This window comes from Pseudotamlana agarivorans, from assembly GCF_018860245.1.
Lineage (GTDB): Bacteria > Bacteroidota > Bacteroidia > Flavobacteriales > Flavobacteriaceae > Pseudotamlana > Pseudotamlana agarivorans_A.
Genome location: NZ_JAHKPD010000025.1, coordinates 112,582 through 131,661 on the forward strand (window position 1 = coordinate 112,582; position 19,080 = coordinate 131,661).

18 protein-coding genes are annotated in these 19,080 nt (G+C 35.6%); 10 read left to right on the forward strand and 8 right to left on the reverse strand.

Annotated elements, in window-relative coordinates:
* Positions 1 to 43: 43 nt before the first annotated feature.
* Positions 44 to 427 (forward strand): PUR family DNA/RNA-binding protein, encoded by a 384-nt coding sequence (locus KO493_RS15505; RefSeq protein ID WP_216068895.1) that lies wholly within the window; start codon positions 44 to 46, stop codon positions 425 to 427.
* Positions 428 to 483: 56 nt separating this feature from the next.
* Here KO493_RS15505 and KO493_RS15510 read toward each other — a convergent pair whose 3' ends face one another.
* Both KO493_RS15510 and KO493_RS15515 read right to left on the reverse strand, forming a co-directional pair.
* Positions 484 to 1,515: a lysophospholipid acyltransferase family protein gene (locus tag KO493_RS15510; protein ID WP_252723252.1), complete on the reverse strand. Its 1,032-nt coding sequence runs from the start codon at positions 1,513 to 1,515 to the stop codon at positions 484 to 486.
* A 62-nt stretch (positions 1,516 to 1,577) separates the two neighbouring features.
* Complete coding sequence (locus tag KO493_RS15515) at positions 1,578 to 1,913, reverse strand: tRNA-binding protein (RefSeq protein WP_216068896.1); 336 nt, start codon at positions 1,911 to 1,913, stop codon at positions 1,578 to 1,580.
* Positions 1,914 to 2,337: 424 nt separating this feature from the next.
* Here KO493_RS15515 and KO493_RS15520 point away from each other — a divergent pair, with 424 nt between their 5' ends.
* The 3 genes from KO493_RS15520 (at position 2,338) to KO493_RS15530 (ending at position 7,820) form a co-directional block, all read left to right on the forward strand.
* Entirely contained in the window at positions 2,338 to 2,499 is a 162-nt protein-coding gene (locus KO493_RS15520) for a hypothetical protein (protein WP_216068897.1), read from the forward strand.
* A 391-nt stretch (positions 2,500 to 2,890) separates the two neighbouring features.
* Positions 2,891 to 7,102, forward strand: a complete 4,212-nt coding sequence (locus KO493_RS15525) for an Ig-like domain-containing protein (RefSeq protein ID WP_216068898.1) — start codon at positions 2,891 to 2,893, stop codon at positions 7,100 to 7,102.
* A gap of 160 nt (positions 7,103 to 7,262) precedes the next feature.
* On the forward strand, positions 7,263 to 7,820 hold the full coding sequence (locus KO493_RS15530) for a thioredoxin family protein (RefSeq protein WP_216068899.1): 558 nt from the start codon (positions 7,263 to 7,265) through the stop codon (positions 7,818 to 7,820).
* Here the strand turns inward: KO493_RS15530 and KO493_RS15535 are convergent.
* From KO493_RS15535 to recQ, 4 genes are all read right to left on the reverse strand, one after another.
* Positions 7,817 to 8,302 carry a GNAT family N-acetyltransferase gene (locus tag KO493_RS15535; RefSeq protein WP_216068900.1) on the reverse strand — a complete coding sequence of 162 codons (486 nt, stop codon included), beginning with the start codon at positions 8,300 to 8,302 and terminating at the stop codon, positions 7,817 to 7,819. The two genes, KO493_RS15530 and KO493_RS15535, sit on opposite strands and share 4 nt — an antisense overlap.
* Positions 8,303 to 8,329: 27 nt before the next feature.
* Positions 8,330 to 8,860, reverse strand: coding sequence for a YfiT family bacillithiol transferase (locus tag KO493_RS15540; RefSeq protein ID WP_216068901.1), 531 nt, complete (start codon positions 8,858 to 8,860; stop codon positions 8,330 to 8,332).
* 114 nt (positions 8,861 to 8,974) lie between these two features.
* Positions 8,975 to 9,907, reverse strand: coding sequence for a peptidylprolyl isomerase (locus tag KO493_RS15545; protein WP_216068902.1), 933 nt, complete (start codon positions 9,905 to 9,907; stop codon positions 8,975 to 8,977).
* 227 nt (positions 9,908 to 10,134) lie between these two features.
* Complete coding sequence (gene recQ, locus KO493_RS15550) at positions 10,135 to 12,339, reverse strand: DNA helicase RecQ (protein WP_216068903.1); 2,205 nt, start codon at positions 12,337 to 12,339, stop codon at positions 10,135 to 10,137.
* Positions 12,340 to 12,539: 200 nt separating this feature from the next.
* Between recQ and KO493_RS15555 the strand changes: the two genes are divergently transcribed.
* From KO493_RS15555 to KO493_RS15580, 6 genes are all read left to right on the forward strand, one after another.
* The gene (locus KO493_RS15555; RefSeq protein WP_252723253.1) at positions 12,540 to 13,505 is read left to right on the forward strand and encodes a KpsF/GutQ family sugar-phosphate isomerase; all 966 of its coding nucleotides are present in this window, start codon (positions 12,540 to 12,542) and stop codon (positions 13,503 to 13,505) included.
* Positions 13,505 to 14,332: a twin-arginine translocase subunit TatC gene (tatC, locus tag KO493_RS15560; RefSeq protein ID WP_216068904.1), complete on the forward strand. Its 828-nt coding sequence runs from the start codon at positions 13,505 to 13,507 to the stop codon at positions 14,330 to 14,332. The genes KO493_RS15555 and tatC overlap by 1 nt, the downstream gene beginning before the upstream one ends.
* On the forward strand, positions 14,322 to 14,669 hold the full coding sequence (locus KO493_RS15565; RefSeq protein WP_216068905.1) for a carboxymuconolactone decarboxylase family protein: 348 nt from the start codon (positions 14,322 to 14,324) through the stop codon (positions 14,667 to 14,669). Before tatC ends, KO493_RS15565 begins: the two co-directional genes overlap by 11 nt.
* Before the next feature lie 217 nt (positions 14,670 to 14,886).
* Positions 14,887 to 15,627 (forward strand): LPS export ABC transporter ATP-binding protein, encoded by a 741-nt coding sequence (gene lptB / locus KO493_RS15570; RefSeq protein WP_216068906.1) that lies wholly within the window; start codon positions 14,887 to 14,889, stop codon positions 15,625 to 15,627.
* Between the two features lie 660 nt (positions 15,628 to 16,287).
* Entirely contained in the window at positions 16,288 to 17,148 is an 861-nt protein-coding gene (locus KO493_RS15575) for an SPFH domain-containing protein (RefSeq protein ID WP_216068907.1), read from the forward strand.
* Positions 17,149 to 17,181: 33 nt separating this feature from the next.
* Entirely contained in the window at positions 17,182 to 17,358 is a 177-nt protein-coding gene (locus KO493_RS15580; RefSeq protein ID WP_216068908.1) for an Arc family DNA-binding protein, read from the forward strand.
* Positions 17,359 to 17,406: 48 nt separating this feature from the next.
* On the opposite strand, the gene KO493_RS15585 is transcribed toward KO493_RS15580, so the two are convergent.
* Both KO493_RS15585 and KO493_RS15590 read right to left on the reverse strand, forming a co-directional pair.
* Positions 17,407 to 18,282 (reverse strand): DUF808 domain-containing protein, encoded by an 876-nt coding sequence (locus KO493_RS15585; RefSeq protein WP_216068909.1) that lies wholly within the window; start codon positions 18,280 to 18,282, stop codon positions 17,407 to 17,409.
* A gap of 5 nt (positions 18,283 to 18,287) precedes the next feature.
* Positions 18,288 to 19,037, reverse strand: coding sequence for a CDP-alcohol phosphatidyltransferase family protein (locus KO493_RS15590; RefSeq protein ID WP_216068910.1), 750 nt, complete (start codon positions 19,035 to 19,037; stop codon positions 18,288 to 18,290).
* Positions 19,038 to 19,080 lie beyond the last annotated feature (43 nt).

Genomic DNA, 19,080 nt, shown 5'->3' on the forward strand with positions numbered 1-19,080 from the left:
ATTTTTGATACAATTATGATTATAAATAAATTTTAATTCAACTATGAATAATAACGGTATGATGGAGAAAGAGGAAATTTTTTCAAAAGTTTTAAGAGCAGGAAGACGCACTTATTTTTTTGATGTAAGAGCTACTAAAGCAGATGATTACTACTTAACAATCACAGAAAGTAAAAAGTTCACAAACGACGACGGATCATTTCATTACAAAAAACATAAAATTTATATATATAAAGAAGATTTTTCAGAATTTAAAGCCATTTTATCTGAAATGACTGATTATATCATCAATGAAAAAGGAGATGAAGTGATTAGTGAACGTCATCAAAAAGACTTCAAAAAAGACTACGATCCAACAAGTCGTGTTACTGAAGACGAATTAAAAACACCTGGCAGCTTTACAGATATCAACTTTGACGATATTTAATATAATAGCATCATAAATTACAAACCGTTAAGCCTAAGTTTTGCGGTTTTTTTATGCTATAATTTTACCGCTAATAATACGATAATTAAACTAACCAAAACGTAAGCTAAAGCCATATTTAATCCAAAAATTAGACCAACAACCAATGCCGTTAACAATAACCAAAGTGGTCCTAAAACAATAGTGACTGCAAAACGAAAAGTGGCTACAAATTCAAGTTCCTTAATTTTTGGTTGCGCATAATATTTCCAAACTGCATAGGGCATAATAAAATTACATGTCAGTAAAAAACGAAACACCTTTTTTATACCTACGAGGCTATCCTTTGGTTTCGGTACTGGCACTTTAAAATCATTTTTTATACAAGCATTCACTGCTTGGGGATTAAGATAATCTACATTTAAAGTCTCTAATTTACTAAGTGTTTCAGGATAATTATTAATAGGAATAACCGCGGTAAGTTCGGAAAGTTCTGCTTGAATTCTCGATTTTAACCGTACCACATCATTATTTCGTTCGCCAGTATAAAAATCTTTAGCATTCACAGGTTTTCCAAAATATATGGCAACACTATCTGGAAACTTTAAAGGGTTTGCATAATTTAAACCCATAGGGGCCAACTGTAAATCGGTTTCTGGATATTGCTCTAAAGTATCTAATACAATTCTTGTAAACCCTTTACTTAACGGACGAACCGTACGCCTTAAATCATGCCCACCTTCAGGAAATATTACCACCGTCTCTCCCCTACTTAGTAGTCTGGTACAGCTTTGAAAAATCGCATTGTTATTGGTTAAATTCCCCCAACCATCACGAATACGGTATACAGGAAGCATTTGAAAAACATAAAACAACTTTGCTAATAATGGCTTCGTGAATACACCTGCACGTGTTAAAAAATAGAAAAAACGCTCAAACCGCACAGCTAATAAAAGCGGGTCTACTAAGCCATTTTGGTGATTACTCAAAATGAGGACAGGTTTATCCTTAGGTACACGTTCTTTATTGTAAACGGTTATTTTTTTGAAATAGAAAAACATTCCTATATTCATATATCCTCTTACAATTCTTAAAAAAAAATATTTCAAACGATTATTACTTCTTAATGTTTTTTATTGAATCTCCTAAAAAATGGAGTTATCAACCCTAATTAATTTACGGTAGTTCCGTTTTTAACTCCAGTTTCAGGGTTTAAAAGTAATACATCTTTACCTTTCACAGCGCCTAGAATTAAACATTCACTCATAAATTTAGCGATTTGTTTCTTCGGAAAATTGAGCACTGCTATAATCTGTCTGTTCATCAAGTCTTCTTTTTTGTAAAGTGTTGTGATTTGTGCTGATGTTTTTTTAACTCCCAATGGTCCAAAATCAATATGCAATTGATAAGCCGGATTTCTGGCTTCAGGAAAATCATGCACTGCTATAATAGTACCTATTCGTAAGTCTACTTTTGCGAAATCTTCAAAAACAATGAGGACTTTCATTTTATAAAAATATAAATATTCATACGGTTAAGAAATCCATTAACTAACATTAACGTAACATTTATACTCTAAACACATCCAGTTTCCTAACTTAAACGGAGTTCCTACCTAAAACCAAAATTTTAATTGTGCGATAAAATCGACAAAAAAACATCTCACAAAAAACATGAAAAACAAATACCATATAAGGTCACTGTTTTTGATAGCTATTTAAACCAGTAAACATCTTCTTACCATGGTGAAATTTAGCAATCAAGTTTATGTCTAGTAATAATCTTAAAAAAAAACACTATTTATCGACACTACTTTTTTTTGTCAAGTTATAATCTAGTTAAAACAGTCTGACTTATAGATTGTTATGATAATTTTGAAATCAGTTACTTAACCACATCTAGATTACCCCTAACTACTAAACAAATATAACATGAAAAAAGTCAACTTATTTTTAGCCCATTTTGGCTTGAAAACACATACTTCAAGAGAATACAGCCTTCAGTGGATTTGGATTCCCACGCCGTATAAAACAGAACTTACTCTAGAAGCTTATTTTCACACATCATTTCGAAATTCCGTAAACATGGCTTGAGGTAAACCTAGGTTTTATCTGGTAGAAATTATAACATACCACTATTACAAAAAACGCATTACTCTTTTTAAGGATCTTATTTAAAACACTTTAGACATTCTCACAACCCAATTGTGTCAATGCACACTGTAAATGTTTGTATGGCCTTCCAAAGTCACTTTTTAACGCGTTTTTCACCCAGAAAGCCTTTTTACTAACCCTTTATACTAGAGTAGTACTTCGTGTACAAACCACTAAACCAATTAGGCATTTTATTGCCTCCCAATTTCTATAAATTATGAAGCTTAATAGGACTTAAGAAAACTTGTACCGTCACAGATTAACTCCAAGTCATAGCTCTTTTAATGAAAAGATATTGAGGTATTTTATCATACTAAATACAACTAAAACAATGAAAAACAAAAACAAATGGATACTTGGTATAGGACTCCTATATTATGGTACGGGATTTACCCAAAATGTTAATGTAGATGTTAACCTAAACATGAAACACTCGGTGGAAAATGTGTCCGATTTCGGTAGAGAGCGACACATGACCATCCACTCCACGCCTTTCGAAAACGACTGGAAAGGCGAGGAAGACAAGCTGGACTACCTCATTAATGACCTTGGCGTGTATTTTGGAAGAGAAACCGGATCGGCCACATGGAAAATGCAGGGTGTAGAAGAAGACCCCAATAATCCAGGCTGGGCCAATGAAGCCCAAATGATAGCACATTCTAACGGTTTAAAAGCATGGGAGTCTTCTGCAGATTTTATATCAGGGCAACAGTATGTAGGCAAAACCAATAACATGATTATGGGTATAAATGACACCAGTCCCATGTATTCTGGACTTTCTTGGCATCCAACATTTGGTAAAGGAAAAGACGGATGGTTTGTTAAAGATGTTGATGCTTCTGCAGATTGGGTAGGCAAATATATGGACCACTATTTTGCAAAATCCCCTGGAGAACCGGGGTTTAGACTTCCAAAATATTGGGAATGCTATAACGAGCCAGACATGAACTTTATGAACCCTTCCTTCGGAATGATTATTTCTAGTCTAGAGAAAAACTGGGAATACCATAAATTGGTAGCTCAAGAGGTTCGTGGTAGACTAGGTAGTCAAGCCCCTTTAATTGGAGGTATGTGCCAAGGACAGCATGACTTTTTCAAACAAGATGGTATTCCTTCACGTACCGACGGACAGTTTTGGTATGACAACTCCAGCCCAGAAGCCAATGCCTTATACGACAATATGCTTTCTGGTGTAAACGGTTGGCCAAAGGCTTGGGATAGAAGAACCGACGACTGGTGGCAATGGGATTACCTATGGCAAGGATTTATCGATTATGCCGGTGCCGATATGGATTTCTACGGTGTGCATATTTACGACTGGCCAAATGCTACCGATGCACAAGCAACAACTAGATCTGGAGGACATACAGCCGCTATGTTAGATTTATTGGAATGGTATGATAACTATTCATTTGGAGCAAAAAAAGACATTGTTTTATCTGAGTTTGGAGCAGTAAACACCACATATATTAATAGTCTTCCAGACAGACGTCGAGATTGGGAATTTTTAAAACCTTTCAACCAAATGTTTATGCAGTTTTTAGAACGCCCTTCTCATGTAGTCATGAGCATGCCATTTGCTCCAGCAAAAGCAATTTGGGGAGCACATTTTAAAAACGCTACAACCATACAACGTTATGATGGAGCTACACTCTTTGAACCAAAAGGCCAATGGACAGGAGATGAAGCTACTTGGACTATGAATGAACCAACAGGTGGTTGGGGTTGGAGCCCTATTATTTATTATTTTGAATTATGGAAAGATGTTGAAGGCACACGTATTGACTCCAAATCTAACAACCTGGATGTTCAAGTAGATGCTTATGTAAAAGATAAACATGTATATTTAATTCTGAATAATGCTGAAGCCGATTCTAAAACTATAAACTTAAATACCTTTAATACAGGCGCGGCAAATAGCGTAGCTAATGTAGAAATGCGTCACCTATTTTTCAATCCGAACCTTGGAAGCCAAGGGGAGCCAGAATATGTGATTGCAAATTTAACTGATGCACCTGCTCAGGTCACATTAAAACCTAATTCTACGATTGTTTTGGATTACACTTACTCCAATAATGTAGTTATTGACAAAGAATCTAAGGAAACAAAATACATGTCAGCTCCGCTTACTTCTGGGAAGAACTCAAGAGGCACGCTACTTTGTCGCTTAGAAGGAGTTAACAACTTTACAACAACAATTCCTAATGTTGTGAAACCATCAAAAGGTGAAGCTGTCGTTAGAATTGGTGGATTTTTCTACAATCCTACCGATGGATCAACTGGTATTGGTGGAACTATGCAAGTACATTCTTTATTGGTAAATGGCAACGAAGTGGTTCAAAACGGACCAATGCTTGTCAACCCCCGTGGTTATGTTAAAGGCGGCTGGAAGGGCGGCTGGTTTGGCGTATTAGAAATAGAAGTACCAACAGGCTATTTAGTTGATGGTGAAAACACCATTTATTTTAGACGCCAACAACAAGCAGATTTTACTTCAGTAATGCTACAAGTTTGGGATATGGATGAAGACCCAGGGCGTACTGATACTGCTAACATAGATTTAGTGTCTATCGATTTAGGTAGCGATACCGAATCTTTAATGAACGGAAACAATTTAGCGATTGTACCAACTTTTACTCCAAAAGACGCAACAAACAAAGGATTAACTTGGACATCTTCAGATACTAGTGTGGCTACAGTAGATGAAAACGGAATTGTAACTGCGGTTGCCGACTCAGGTACGGCTATAATCACAGCCACAAGCACACAATCGGCTAGTATTCTTGATACCAAAACTATTGAAGCCATGCCTTACCAAATTTCTGCGGTGACTTCAATAGAAATTTTAGAAGGTGATGCCTTTACAACCGATCATTACGTAAATACACCGCTAACATTACAATTAAACCCTACGCCAAGCAATGCTCCCGAAATTGAATGGACTTCAAGTGATGAAGACATCGTCGAAGTACTTGCTTCTGGAAAAGTAGTAGGCAAAGTTATTGGTGGCTCGGCAATAATCACAGCTAAAGTTAAAGGTACCAATATCTCTGATGCGATTACAGTTAGCGTTCGTATTGCAGGAAATGAAACGGTATTTACCAATGCTTTACCTGATTTTATTCGTCCGTTTACTACAGAATCGGTGGAAGTACCTATTACAGCAATGGGAGCCCGTACTGTTATGGTAGAATTATTAAATGGATCAACGGTTTTGGGGTCTGGAACTCAAAACGTAGGCGTCATGGGGGATGATACCGTTTCGGTTACCTATAATTTAGCTAATGCTCCAGCTCCGGGAACGGGTTATTCTTTTAGAGTGAGTTTAAAAGATGGTAACAATGTTTTAGATACAAAAACAAAAGATATTGAAATCAAGGCTCATATTGGTGTTGCTTCCGTAACAATTGAAGATGGATTACCAGCAGTGGAAACCGGAAAAATGATTACGCGTACTGCGGCTATTTTACCTCTAGATGCCTTTAATAAGGACATCATCTGGAGTTCTAGTAACACAGCAGTAGCCACCGTTGATGCTAGTACTGGTGAAATTACAGGAAAATCAACGGGAGATTCTATGATTAGAGCAACCTCAGCAGATTCAAGCACGATTTATGATGACGTTTTAATTACGGTACAATCTAATGAAGTTTCGGTTCCTGTAACTTCAATTGATTTGCCAACAACAGCACACTTATTCCCAGGTGGAAACAAAACACTAACCGCTACACTAAACCCTTCCTACACTACAGAAAAGGATGTTGTTTGGTCATCAAACAATGGTACGGTATCGGTAGACCAAAACGGCGTAATTACCGCTGGATTAACAGACGGAACAGCAATCATCACCGCCACATCTACTTCAGATTCCAATATATCTGCGACATGTACAGTTTCTGTTTCTAAAACTATTTATATTGAAGCTGAAACTCTAGTAAATACAGGAGGTTCCTCAAGTGGAATGATTGTGAGTTCTAACGGATTTAACAATAATACTTCTGGAGACTGGGCAGACTACACTGTTGATATTCCTGCAAGCGGCTCTTATACCATTCAGTACCATACAGGTTCACCAGCCACAACTGGCATAGGTGTTAACACCTATGTAGATGGCATATTGTTAAATACAACATCACTTTCAGGAACAGGAGATTGGGATAATTATGTAACCCAAGATGGGTCGGGAAGTATTGATATATCAAGTGGCACTCGTACCATTCGTTTTGAATCAACCGGCGCAACAGAATGGCAATGGAATGCCGATTGGTTTAGCTTAACCTTCAACGGAACACTTTCGGTTGGCAATAAAAAACTTGAAAACATTTCTGTCTACCCAAACCCTACTCATGGTTACGTGATTATAGAAGGTGTAAAAACCACTTCTACTGTAGAAGTATTTAATATTCAAGGCGGTTTAATTAAAAGAATAAATGTTCTTGAGAGCCGTGTTAACATAGATCTTTCAGATTACCAAAACGGACTTTATTTAATTCGAATTACCGATGAAGGTGTTAGTGATTTATTTAAGATCATTAAAAAATAATAACATACATAAATCCATTTAGTTCACTATTAATTAGTTAAATACAAGGAGGTTGCTTTTTATAGCGGCCTCTTTGTTATTTATAAGGGTTTTGAAAATACTGAGTACATCATTTTAAAACAACCCAAATATTCACGAACTTTGGATAAACATTTTTATCATGGCAGACACACCTTCAAACATGTTACCTTTAGGGACTAAAGCGCCTTATTTCGCACTTCCAGATACCGTAAGTGGCACTACATTAAGCTTAAACGCTTTAAAAGGCTCAAAAGGGACAGTCATCATGTTTATTTGTAATCATTGTCCGTTTGTAATTCATATCAATAAAGAAATTGTAAACATCGCAAACGCTTACGCAGAAAAAGGCTTTGGGTTTATCGCTATTTCAAGTAATGATGCCATTAACTATCCTCAAGATGGTCCGGAGAAAATGACCTTACATGCGCAAAATGAAAACTACCCTTTCCCTTATTTATATGATGAAAGCCAGGGTGTAGCTAAAGCTTATGATGCTGCATGCACCCCTGACTTTTATGTTTTTAATAGTGATTTAAAACTTACTTACCGCGGACAATTAGACGACTCCAGACCTGGAAACAGCCAAGCCGTAACCGGGAAGGATTTAAGGCAAGCTCTAGATTGCCTAGTCGAAACCAAAGAAAATACCGCCACTCAAAAACCAAGTATTGGTTGTAGTATTAAATGGAAATCTTAATTAAGTTTTAATTGCCATATACCTACATGCTGCCAAGTATTAAATTTATAGCCAACTTCTTTTAGATGGGCCACTTTTTCGAATCCAAATTTTTCATGCAGTTTAATACTTGCATCATTTGGAACAGTGAGCACCCCTAAAACCGTGTGAAAATCGCGTTCAATTAATTGGGCTATCAATTCAGCATAAAGTTTAGTTCCAATAGCTTTGCCATGAGTGTCATGTTTCACATAAACAGTGGATTCTACCACGTCGTTATAGGCTGGTTTCGGGCGAAACCGACTACCATAAGCATAACCTAAAATCTCGTTGTTTTCTTCAAAAACTATAAAAGGATAATCTTTATAAATCTGGTCAATTTTGTTCTGAAATTCTTCTAAACTCAGCGCATCAACATCAAAAGTAGCTACTGAATTTAAAACATAGTAATTATAAATATCTAATACATCTTGGGTATCTTTTTTCTTGAGGGATCTTATCATTTTTAATTAATTTATATTCTTGTCACTTCATTTTAAAATTTGTTCAATATGCGCATAATGGTGATTACTATGCCATGCATAATTACCTATTTGATAATTTAGTTTTACTTCGCTGTTTGTCTCAGGGTGAATGAAACTTTTGTTTAAATCGGCTTCCGACAAAGTTTTCAATAAATAAACCAACTTAAAATGTATCGCTTTTATATGTTGCAGAGACATGTTTATCGGTGCCGATTTGGAATCTATAAGCTCTGCCCAGCGTTCTTCAAAATAAGCTTTAATTACAGGTTTATCTTCTGTAAGCGCCCATTTAAATCGGGTATAACTATGATGATGGCTATCAGAAACATGATGAACCACCTGCCTAACCGTCCAACCACCGGTTCTATAAACCGTATCTAGCTGCTCATCACTTAATCCAGCTACTAACTTTTCCAAGCGATTTGGAAATGCCTCTAAAACAGAAATCCATTGTTTGATATCGGATTCTGATATCTTTTCAGGGCATTCAAAATGACCGATGGGATATTTTAAATGCTCTAATTCTTGATTTGTCATATATTCTAATGCTTCTAATAGAAATATGAAGTTACATATTTAAAATGTACCACAAAAAAAAGGCTGCTTAAAAATTAATTTTAAACAGCCCTTTATAATTTATAATAAAAACGTTTATTTCACGTCCATTAACTCTACGTCAAAAACTAAGGTTGCATCAGCAGGAATAACGCCTCCTGCACCTCTACTTCCGTATCCTAAGTGACTTGGAATAACAAAACGCGCTTTATCACCAACGGTTAATAATTGAATACCTTCATCCCAACCAGAGATTACTTGTCCCATTCCTAAAGGAAAATCGATTGGTGCATTACGTTTGTATGAAGAATCGAAAACGGTACCGTCAGATAATTGGCCTTTATAGTGCACAGAAACTGTTTTACCTTTTTCTGCTTTAGCACCATCACCTTTTTGAATGATTTGGTAACGTAATCCGCTATCTGTTTTATTGAAACCAGTTGCTATTTTATCTAATTCTGCTTCAGCAGCAGCTTTAGCTTCAGCCAAACGTTTTTCCCTTGAACCTTCAAAATTTCTAAAAGCTTCAACAGCTTTAAACGCTTCAGCATCTGCACCTACACGAATAATTTCTAAAGAATCGATTTTATCACCTTGAGCAATAGCGTCAACCACATCTTGTCCTTCTACAACTTTACCAAAAACGGTATGTTTATTATCTAACCAAGACGTTTCAACATGTGTTATAAAAAACTGACTACCATTCGTTCCAGGGCCTGCATTTGCCATAGATAAAACGCCTGGTCCATCATGTTTTAAATCTGGATGAAACTCATCGTCAAATTGATATCCGGGGTTTCCAGAACCAGAACCTTGTGGACACCCACCTTGAACCATAAAATCTGGAATTACTCTATGGAATTTTAAACCATCGTAGTATTTTGTGCCTTGTGCCTTTACTGAATTTTCTAAGTTTCCTTCAGCTAAAGCAACAAAGTTACCAACCGTTCCTGGTGTTTTTTGAAACTCTAAAGCAACTAAGATTTCTCCTTTTGTAGTATTAAATTTTGCGTATAATCCGTCTTGCATTGTTCTATTTTTTAAGAAAGCACAAAGATAGTGATTGCATTAAGATTAATAAATTTAGAAAAGCTTTTTTTAACGACTAAAATCTACTTAACTACCAAACTCCTTAACTATTTAAAAAAACCTCCTTAACTCCTACACTACTTAACTACTATTAACTCCTTAACAACTCAACTACTATTAACTCCTATACTCCTTAACTACTATTACCCCCTAACCTACTTCACTTCTCAATTCGCCACTTCACTAATAAACTTAATACGATACAACCTCAATTCTTCATCGTCATAATCGCCATCAAACTCATCGATTGCAGCAGTAATATTGTCAGATTCCGATTCCATAAAATAATCATGAATTTCCTCTTGTTGGTCTTCGTCTAAAATATCATGAATCCAGTAATCAATATTTAGTTTAGTACCTGAATACACGATGGCTTCCATTTCCTTAATAAAATCTTCCATCGACATCCCTTTAGAAGATGCAATATCATCAAGCGGTAGTTTTCTGTCGATATTCTGAATGATGTACAGTTTATTCGCTGAATTAGTTCCAGTCGATTTTACAACCAAATCATCTGGTCGGGTAATATCATTTTCTTCAACATATTTTGCGATAAGCTCCACAAAGCTTTTTCCATACTTTTTTGCTTTGCCATCTCCAACACCATGAACATTAGCTAATTCCGCTAAACTTATTGGGTATTTTAAGGCCATATCTTCTAACGAAGGGTCTTGAAAAATCACGAAAGGTGGTACACCAAGTTTCTTGGCGTTCTTTTTACGTAAATCTTTAAGCATGCCCATAAGGGTTTCGTCGGCAACAGCTCCACTAGCTTTTTGAGCGGTAATGATACTACCATCTTCCTGTTCGCCTTCAAAAATGTGATCTTCGGTCATTATAAACGAGATCGGGTTTTCAATAAAATCACGTCCAGCATCAGTTAGTTTTATAACCCCATAAGTTTCAATGTCTTTTTTAAGATAACCAGCCACTAGAGCCTGTCTTAAAAGGGCCATCCAATATTTCTTATCGTGATTTTTTCCTGTACCAAAAAATGGTTGCTCGTTCGTTTTATGTGAGTTGATTAAAGCGTTTTCTTGACCAACAATAACGTTTACTAGGTCTTTCGACTTGTATTTCGCGTTAGTATCACGAATCACTTCAAGCAATAATTTAGCTTCAGTTTGCGCTTCGGTTTTCTTTTTAGGATGTCTTACGTTATCATCCATATCACCACCATCACCGGTTTCATTATCAAACGCTTCACCAAAATAATGGAGAATAAATTTTCTACGCGAAATAGATGTTTCCGCGAAAGCGACCACCTCTTGCAATAATGCTTGTCCGATTTCTTGCTCGGCCACTGGCTTTCCAGACATGAATTTTTCTAATTTCTCAATGTCTTTATAGGCATAATAAGCCAAACAATGCCCTTCGCCACCATCACGACCAGCACGACCAGTTTCCTGGTAATAGCTTTCTATACTTTTTGGAATATCATGATGAATTACAAAACGCACATCTGGTTTATCGATCCCCATTCCGAAAGCGATGGTAGCCACCACCACATCAACATCTTCCATAAGGAATTTATCTTGATGGCTCGAACGTGTTTTGGCATCTAACCCTGCGTGATAAGGCACCGCATTGATTCCGTTTACTTGTAGAACTTGCGCTAATTCTTCAACGCGTTTTCTACTTAAACAGTAAACAATACCCGATTTTCCTTCATTTTGTTTTATGAAACGGATGATATCGGCATCAACATTTTTAGTTTTTGGCCGTACCTCGTAATATAAATTAGGTCTATTAAAGGATGCTTTAAAAGTGTTAGCATCATGAATACCTAAGTTTTTAATAATATCTTCTTGAACTTTAGGCGTTGCCGTTGCTGTTAAACCAATAATCGGAATATTATCGCCAATACGTTTGATAATATGACGTAAATTCCTGTATTCTGGTCTAAAATCATGTCCCCACTCACTAATACAGTGGGCTTCATCAATGGCCATGAATGAGATTTTCACAGACCTTAGAAATTCAACATTTTCTTCCTTAGTTAAGGATTCTGGCGCGACATATAACAACTTGGTTACCCCGTTGGTAATATCCTCTTTGACCTGTTTAACTTCTGTTTTGTTTAATGAAGAGTTTAAAACATGAGCAATTCCTTCTTCTTTGGAAACACCACGAATGGCATCAACTTGATTTTTCATTAATGCGATTAAAGGCGACACCACAATGGCTGTTCCTTCTTGCATTAATGCTGGTAACTGGTAACATAAAGATTTACCACCACCAGTTGGCATGATCACAAAAGTGTGGTGCCCTGATAATATACTTTCTACAACTCCTTCTTGTAGTCCCTTGAATTGATTAAATCCAAAATACTTTTTTAAAGCTACATGTAAGTCGTTTTTTGCTATTGACATCAATTTAAAATAATTAATTTACCTGCTTCTTCTTTTTAAAATAACTATAATCAAAGAACTAATTTATTAATGTAATTAAAGATCCCTCATTTATTTTTTCGTTAGTTTTGTAACGAAAATTCAAAATACATTAAAATTCAATTCTGATTATTACTTAAAGATACTAAAATCTTTAAAAATCAACCCAAAAATACGAAATTTTGAAAGACAAACAGTCTATTATTAATATTGCTAAGCAGACCATTGAAATGCAAAGTCAAGCGATTTTGAACTTATCTAGTCTTGTAACCGATGAGTTTGCTAACGCAGTTGATCTTGTATATAACTCCAAAGGTCGTGTTATTATTACAGGCATTGGAAAAAGTGCCATTATAGGAAACAAAATTGTAGCGACTTTAAACTCCACAGGAACACCTGCAGTTTTTATGCATGCCGCCGATGCCATTCATGGTGATTTAGGACTTATTCTAAAGGATGATATTGTTATTTGTTTATCAAAAAGTGGTAATACACCAGAAATTAAGGTGATTATTCCGCATATAAAACGCGCAAAAAACAAATTAATCGCGATAACCGGAAATAAAGGTTCTTTTTTAGGACAACATTCTGATTATGTGCTAAATGCCTACACCGAAAAAGAAGCATGCCCGAATAATTTAGCGCCTACTACTAGTACCACCGCACAATTAGTGGTTGGTGATGCTTTAGCGATTTGCTTGCTCGAATTAAGAGGATTTACAAGTAACGATTTTGCTAAATACCACCCAGGAGGTGCCTTAGGAAAGAAATTATATTTAACCGTTCGTGATATTTCTTCGGTGAACGAAAAGCCACAAATTGGCCCGAATACGAGTATTAAAGAGGTGATTATTGAAATTACCGAAAAAATGCTTGGTGTAACTGCCGTAGTTGAAGACAAGAAAATATTAGGAATTATCACCGATGGTGATTTACGTAGAATGTTAACCAAAGTAGACGACTTTTCCAACTTAACAGCAAAAGATATTATGGGTGCAAACCCAAAACGTATTGAAGCCAAAGCCATGGCAATTGAGGCTCTTGAGGTTATGGAAAGTAACGAAATTTCGCAATTACTAGTGGAAGACGAAGGCAATTATGCAGGCGTTGTTCATCTACATGATTTAATAAAAGAAGGCATCATATAATGGCAACAAAAAATATTAACGAGATGTCTTTTTTAGACCATCTTGAAGACTTAAGATGGCATCTTATTCGAATTTGTGGCGCTGTTATCCTTGTAGGTACTTTGGCTTTTATTTTTAGCCGATTTGTTTTTAACGAGATTATTTTTGCACCTTTAAACATGAGTTTCCCGACTTATGATTTTCTATGTCAAACCGCGAATTTTTTAGGATTAGACACCACGTTCTGTAATGAAAAAATCCCACTGATTCTACAAAACAGAACCATGGCGGGACAGTTTTCCGCAGATATCTGGACGGCCATATTGGGCGGTTTTATCATATCATTCCCTTATATTATTTATCAACTATGGAAGTTTGTTAGCCCAGGTTTACACAGCAACGAGCGCAAACATTCTAGAGGATTCATTATTATTTCCTCAGCTTTATTCTTTATTGGTGTCCTTTTTGGCTACTACATTGTAACACCATTATCGATTAACTTTTTGGCAAATTATAGCATTTCGGAGATGGTAGATAATCAAATTGATATCAGTTCTTATATTGCTTTGGTAAGATCTTCAGCATTAGCCTCCGGACTTATATTCGAGCTACCAATCATTATTTATTTCTTTACAAAAATAGGTTTGGTAACACCAGAGATTTTAAAGCAATATCGAAAATACGCCTTGGTAATTGTCTTAATTCTTTCAGCAATTATCACCCCACCAGATATTGCCAGTCAGGTAATTGTATCCATTCCAATACTAATTTTATATCAAGTTAGTATTCTTATATCTAGAATTGTAGTTAGAAATCAAAAACGAAACGAAAAGCAGCATGTCAAATAAAGTTCAGGAATTCAACGACTACCGTGCTAAAATGAATGACAAGATTTTAGCCGATAATAATAAAATTATAAAACGCATCTTTAACTTAGATACTAACGCTTTCGCGGAAGGTGCCTTAGATTTGAAAACAAAAGAACTACTAGGCTTGGTGGCTTCTACCGTTTTACGCTGCGACGACTGTGTGAAATACCACTTAGAAACGGCTTATAATTTAGGTTTGAAAAAGGAAGAGGTTGTAGAGGCTTTAGGTATTGCAACTTTGGTTGGAGGAACAATAGTTATTCCACACTTACGACGTGCTTACGAGTTTTGGGACGACCTAGAGTCTCAAAGTTAATAGGCCTTTAGAAAATATAACATATCTGTCTGTTCGAGCGCCGTAGAGAACTTTCAATCGTTAAAAATCGGGACTCCAATGCGCTCGACCTGACATTTCAATAATAAATTAAATTGATGTAAAAAACCTACTGCCACGTGTTGAGGCGTATATAATTCTATAAAAAAACAGTTAGTACATCACATTTTACTATTTTTAGCATTCAGTATATAAAATTATGATTTTAAAAGCTCAAAATTTAATGAAGTCCTATAGCGGACGAAAAGTTGTTAAAGATGTTTCTCTTGAAGTCAGACAAGGTGAAATTGTTGGTCTATTAGGGCCTAACGGTGCTGGAAAAACAACATCATTTTACATGATTGTAGGCTTGATAAAACCTAATGGCGGACATATATTTCTCGATAATACTGAAATCACCAAATACCCCATGTACAAACGTGCCCAAAACGGTATTGGTTATTTAGCGCAAGAAGCATCGGTTTTTAGAAAATTAAGTATTGAAGATAATATTTTAAGTGTACTGCAACTTACTAAATTGAGTAAAAAAGAGCAGCTTCACAAAATGGAATCGCTTATTGAAGAGTTTAGTTTACAACACATTCGTAAAAGCCGTGGCGATTTATTATCTGGAGGCGAACGTAGACGTACAGAAATTGCACGAGCCTTAGCCACCGATCCTAATTTTATATTATTAGATGAACCTTTCGCAGGGGTTGACCCTGTTGCCGTTGAAGACATTCAACGTATTGTAGCACAACTTACTAAAAAGAATATTGGCATTCTTATTACCGATCACAACGTCCAAGAAACCCTTGCCATTACCGACAGAACCTATTTAATGTTTGAAGGAAGTATTCTTAAAGCAGGAAAACCTGAAGAATTAGCCAGCGATGAAATGGTCCGTAAAGTATATTTAGGTCAGAATTTTGAATTGCGTAAGAAGAAGATTCGGGAGTAGCGAGAAATGTTTATTCGTTTATGTGTTGATTTGTTTAATCGCTAAACTGTGTAACTGTTGAATTGGGGATTTTGACGGGAGAGAGATGACCGAAGACGGGTGACGGAAGTATAGTAACTTGAAACTTTCAAGACGTTGATTTGTTGATTTGTTTAACCGTGTAACCGGTACTTAAAAGGAAATGATTGCTCCTAACGTCGGAATGACACGTACAATTCCAAATTTTAACTTCTAATATTTAAACGTGTTTTAAATTTAAGCATATTAGACCCTTCAGGTTTTAAAAACCTGAAGGGTCTTCTTATATTAACGATAGCGCCGTCAAGAATTTTTCGGTATCAAAAGTTGAATCTCGACTGTGCTCCACATCACATTCCGCTAAAAATTCAAATTAAAAACATATAATATACTAATTACCTTCATCTTTTTATACCCTAAAAAAGCCCCCTACTAAAATAAAACACAATACATTATTAATTTAAACAGCTTGTTTTCAACCCGCTGCAATTGGCTATGTTTTTTCCTCCAATTTATTGAATTGGAATTAAGATTCACAAGAATTGTACGTACAAAATATTTTAAGTTTTTTTCAAATAATCCAAAACAGAGTTATGTCTTTATGATATCAAAATAATATCATTTTAAACCAACTATAGAGTTATGAATTCAGAAAAAACAATCACACCAACGAATGGCTATCTCATGCTATTTGTATTCTTTATTACCCTTTGCGCTAGTATTGCAATAGTAGCCTTAACCAGAAGCATCTTTTATATCGTACCATTTATACTTTGTGCCTTCATATTTAAGGGATTTATAATGGTGCAGCCGAATAACGCTAGGGTTTTATTACTGTTTGGAAAGTACATAGGAACCGTTAACAAGAATGGTTTCTATTGGATTCTTCCTTTTTATACTCAAAAGAAGATTTCGCTACGTGCTAGTAATTTTGACAGCGAACGCTTAAAAGTAAATGATAAATTAGGAAACCCAATCATGATTAGTACAATTCTGGTTTGGAGAGTAAAAGACACCTACAAAGCAGCCTTTGATGTTGATAATTTCGAAAATTTCGTTCGTGTTCAAACCGATGCTGCAGTACGTAAACTAGCAAGTATGTATCCTTATGATAATTTTGCCGATGAAGGTCATACAGAAGATATCACACTGCGCTCAAGCGTTAATGAGGTGAGTGAAGCTTTAGAAAAGGAAATTCACGAACGTTTATCGATTGCAGGCATTGAAGTCTTAGAGGCTAGAATTGGTTATTTAGCTTATGCTCAAGAAATCGCTAACGCGATGTTAAAAAGGCAGCAGGCTACAGCTATTGTTGCGGCTAGACACAAAATTGTGGAAGGTGCCGTTAGCATGGTTGAAATGGCCCTAGACGAACTTGGAAAAAAACAAATTGTTGATTTGGATGAAGAACGTAAAGCAGCTATGGTTAGTAATTTAATGGTCATTCTTTGTGGAGATAAAGATGCTTCACCTGTTTTAAATACTGGTACTTTAAATCAATAAACTATTTTTGCTATAAATAATTAAAAAGTAACTATGGCCAAAAAAAAGGCTTTTGCACTACGTATTAATGAAGAAATGCTAAAGGCTATTGAAAAATGGGCTGCGGATGAATTCCGCAGCACCAATGGTCAAATAGAATGGATGCTTAATGAAAGTCTAAAAAAAGCCAAACGCACTCCTAAAAATAAAAGCACTAAATCGGAAGAATAATACTTTCTAAATCAGAATATGACACTTCTTTAAACACCATATATAAATTTAGAATTTCTTCTTTATAAACTTAAAACCTTCAATCACTAAAAAGGCTGCTAATCCAATTAAGAGTCCTAAAATAAATTCTCTAACAACACCTGGTAACACATCTAAAAAATGATGAAACATATCTATGTTGTGTGCAAAAATACCTCCTGCAACAAGTAACAAGGCAATCGTTCCAATTATAGACAGGCCTTTAATTACCCAGGGTAACGTTTTTATAAGCAGGTTTCCCGTAACATAAGACACACTTTTTTTGTTGTCGTTTAGGCTAATCAACTTAAAACCAAAATCGTCCATTCTTACAATTAATGCAACAATACCATAAACCCCGATAGTAGCTAAAAAAGCAATCACCGTAACCACAAGAATCTGAGTTAATAAGGGCTCAGAAACCACAGATCCCAAAGCAATTATCACAATTTCAACAGATAAAATAAAATCGGTTACTATTGCGGCTTTCACTTTCTTTTTTTCAACCGCAAGTTGTTCTGCTTCAGTAAGATTTACTTTTGTAATTACAGGTGTTTCGTGTTCAATTTTATGCGGAAAGACATAATGAATAACCTTTTCAACCCCTTCAAAAGCTAAATAAACCCCTCCTAAAATTAAAGCTAAAGTGACGCCCCATGGCGCAAAAGCACTTAACAAAAAGGCAATAGGTAGAATAATTAATTTGTTTAAAGCCGAACCTTTTGTAATCGCCCATAACACAGGAAGTTCCCGAGAAGCTAGAAAACCAGTTGCCTTTTCCGCATTCACGGCTAAATCATCTCCTAAAATCCCTGCTGTTTTTTTAGCTGAAATTTTACTCATAACTACCACATCGTCCATTAAACTAGCGATATCATCCAATAATGCAAAAAAACCTGAAGCCATTTATTCTATTTTGAAGTTGAATTATCTATAACCGACATGATAATGTAAAACAATATAATTACCGGTATGGCGATATATTTTAAAACCACCATAAACACCAAACTTAATATTAAAAACACATAACGCATGGCGTTTCCTTTAAAGCGGAAATCCTTGAACTTTAATGCAAATAGTTTCATGGACATATTTAAGAGGTAACAACTTAAAATGGTAAGCCCAATTAAAAACCATTTATTAAGAATGATGCTATTAATAAAATCGTTATTCTGATATTCTAAAATTAATGGCAGACCTAAAATTAATATGGTATTCGCTGGTGTAGGCAACCCTTTGAAGAAAGATTGCTGTTCGGTATCGATATTAAATTTAGCCAAACGGTACGCCGAACCAAGCGTGATTAGGAGTCCGAAAAACGGCAAAAGCATTTCGAATTCTAAATTTGAAAAACCATACCCAGTAGTTTCCATTGCATCCAAATCATTCCAAGCAGGAATGGACAATTCTAACAACTTATACATGACAATTCCAGGCACTAAACCACTAGTTACCATATCGGATAAAGAATCTAACTGCAAGCCTAATTCACTAGAAACATTAAGTTTCCTGGCTGCAAAACCATCAAAGAAATCAAAAAATATCCCTAAAAACACAAAAAAAGCGGCACTTACCAAATTATCATTCACTGCTAAAATTACGGCAACACTTCCGCTAAATAAGTTTAATAGCGTTAATGCATTTGGAATATGTTTCTTCATTTCTAAATTCTAATTTTCAGTAAAAATAACAAACAAATTGAGT

Bases quoted from the DNA above. Each gene is read 5' to 3' on its own strand.
- KO493_RS15505 (WP_216068895.1), top strand. From the start codon at position 44: ATGAATAATAACGGTATGATGGAGAAAGAGGAAATTTTTTCAAAAGTT.
- KO493_RS15515 (WP_216068896.1), bottom strand. From the start codon at position 1,913: ATGAAAGTCCTCATTGTTTTTGAAGATTTCGCAAAAGTAGACTTACGA.
- KO493_RS15520 (WP_216068897.1), top strand. From the start codon at position 2,338: ATGAAAAAAGTCAACTTATTTTTAGCCCATTTTGGCTTGAAAACACAT.
- KO493_RS15525 (WP_216068898.1), top strand. From the start codon at position 2,891: ATGAAAAACAAAAACAAATGGATACTTGGTATAGGACTCCTATATTAT.
- KO493_RS15530 (WP_216068899.1), top strand. From the start codon at position 7,263: ATGGCAGACACACCTTCAAACATGTTACCTTTAGGGACTAAAGCGCCT.
- KO493_RS15535 (WP_216068900.1), bottom strand. From the start codon at position 8,302: ATGATAAGATCCCTCAAGAAAAAAGATACCCAAGATGTATTAGATATT.
- KO493_RS15540 (WP_216068901.1), bottom strand. From the start codon at position 8,860: ATGACAAATCAAGAATTAGAGCATTTAAAATATCCCATCGGTCATTTT.
- KO493_RS15545 (WP_216068902.1), bottom strand. From the start codon at position 9,907: ATGCAAGACGGATTATACGCAAAATTTAATACTACAAAAGGAGAAATC.
- recQ (WP_216068903.1), bottom strand. From the start codon at position 12,339: ATGTCAATAGCAAAAAACGACTTACATGTAGCTTTAAAAAAGTATTTT.
- tatC (WP_216068904.1), top strand. From the start codon at position 13,505: ATGGCAACAAAAAATATTAACGAGATGTCTTTTTTAGACCATCTTGAA.
- KO493_RS15565 (WP_216068905.1), top strand. From the start codon at position 14,322: ATGTCAAATAAAGTTCAGGAATTCAACGACTACCGTGCTAAAATGAAT.
- lptB (WP_216068906.1), top strand. From the start codon at position 14,887: ATGATTTTAAAAGCTCAAAATTTAATGAAGTCCTATAGCGGACGAAAA.
- KO493_RS15575 (WP_216068907.1), top strand. From the start codon at position 16,288: ATGAATTCAGAAAAAACAATCACACCAACGAATGGCTATCTCATGCTA.
- KO493_RS15580 (WP_216068908.1), top strand. From the start codon at position 17,182: ATGGCCAAAAAAAAGGCTTTTGCACTACGTATTAATGAAGAAATGCTA.
- KO493_RS15585 (WP_216068909.1), bottom strand. From the start codon at position 18,282: ATGGCTTCAGGTTTTTTTGCATTATTGGATGATATCGCTAGTTTAATG.
- KO493_RS15590 (WP_216068910.1), bottom strand. From the start codon at position 19,037: ATGAAGAAACATATTCCAAATGCATTAACGCTATTAAACTTATTTAGC.